Origin of the sequence: Dechloromonas sp. ZS-1 (assembly GCF_039649255.1) — a bacterium.
Lineage (GTDB): Bacteria > Pseudomonadota > Gammaproteobacteria > Burkholderiales > Rhodocyclaceae > Azonexus.
The window spans coordinates 1-1,216 of sequence record NZ_JBDIYD010000036.1; the positions used below are offsets into that span (position 1 = coordinate 1).

A 1,216-nucleotide genomic window follows, 5' to 3' on the forward strand; every position below is an offset into this window, starting at 1 on the left:
TGTATTGACCCAGCAGAACCTGCTCAACTTACGCTGCTAATGCGAATGCCTCAGCAGGGGTTTTCATACCGAGCGACTGATGCGGTCGCCGGCGGTTATAGAACTCGATCCAGTCACCAATCACACGACTGGCGTGTTGCAAGCTTTCAAAGCGATGGCGATGCACGCATTGCTCTTTCAATGTCCGGATCAGGCGTTCGATCAAGCCATTCTGCTGTGGCGTATGGGGCGTGATGAACTCCTGCCGCAAGCCATAGCTGCGCACCAGGGCGGTATAGCTGCGGCTCGTGAAGACCAGGCCGTTGTCCGAGCGCAATAAGAACGGCGCCTCGACTCGCCCCAAGGTGCCGAAGCGGGCAATCAATGCATGCTCCAGCGCCGATTCCGCTGTCTTGGCCTTGCCGCTACGAGACAGATGCCAGCCCAGCAGTTCGCGGCTGTGGCAGTCAGCTACAAGGGCCAGCACCGCCCAGCCATCGCGCCCGGCCCAGACCCGGCACATGTCCGTAGCCCAGCGCTCGTTCGGCCGCGTCGCCACCGAGATCCGGGCCTCGATTCTGGGCCGAAAGCCAACGGGCCGCTTTCTCACTTGCCAGCCCTTGAGCTGGAAGATGCGCTGCACTGTGTTTTTGTTCATGTCGAGCAGATGCGCGACGGTGCGGTAGCCGAAGGAGGGATTCTCCTCGATCATCTGCTTGATCGGCGCCGCCAGTGCTTCCTGAATCTTCGGCGTGGCCTTCACCGGACGGTAATAGACGCTCCGGCGTGGTATGGCGAACCACCGGCACAGTTTGCTGATCGAGACGTGAATGCCGTCGGCCATGAGTCCCTGGTGGATCGTCTCGATCACTTGTCTTCCTCGCCCAGCAGGGACTGCAATTTTTTTCTGGCACGGAGCTCCAGCATGGCTTCGCCGTAGGCTGCCTGCAATTCCTTGAGTTGCTTTTCGTATTGCTCCCGCATGTCCAGCGGGTTGGTGCGCAGGGCGTTCTCCATGCCGCGTTTGGCATCGTCAACCCAGCTTTCAATTTCCGATGGCGGCAGGTCAAATGCCCGGCTTGCCTCGGCCACCGTCGTCTTGCCTTGCAGTATTTCAATGACCAGCGCGCTCTTGCGCTTGGCCGTCCAACGCTTGATTTCTTCTTCCATCACCATGCTCATCTCGGGTCACTCCTTCAAGGTTAACACCTGAGCAGGTTTTTACTGGGTCAATACA

2 protein-coding genes are annotated in these 1,216 nt (G+C 59.0%); both read right to left on the reverse strand.

Translation table 11 applies throughout. The annotated features are described in order from the left end of the window. Positions 1-28: 28 nt before the first annotated feature. Complete coding sequence (locus AACO21_RS16640) at positions 29-850, reverse strand: IS3 family transposase (RefSeq protein ID WP_346193642.1); 822 nt, start codon at positions 848-850, stop codon at positions 29-31. Then, positions 847-1,161, reverse strand: coding sequence for a transposase (locus AACO21_RS16645; RefSeq protein ID WP_346193643.1), 315 nt, complete (start codon positions 1,159-1,161; stop codon positions 847-849). The genes AACO21_RS16640 and AACO21_RS16645 overlap by 4 nt, the downstream gene beginning before the upstream one ends. Positions 1,162-1,216 lie beyond the last annotated feature (55 nt).

Coding starts and splice junctions, on each gene's coding strand:
- AACO21_RS16645 (WP_346193643.1), bottom strand. CDS start 1,161: ATGAGCATGGTGATGGAAGAAGAAATCAAGCGTTGGACGGCCAAGCGC.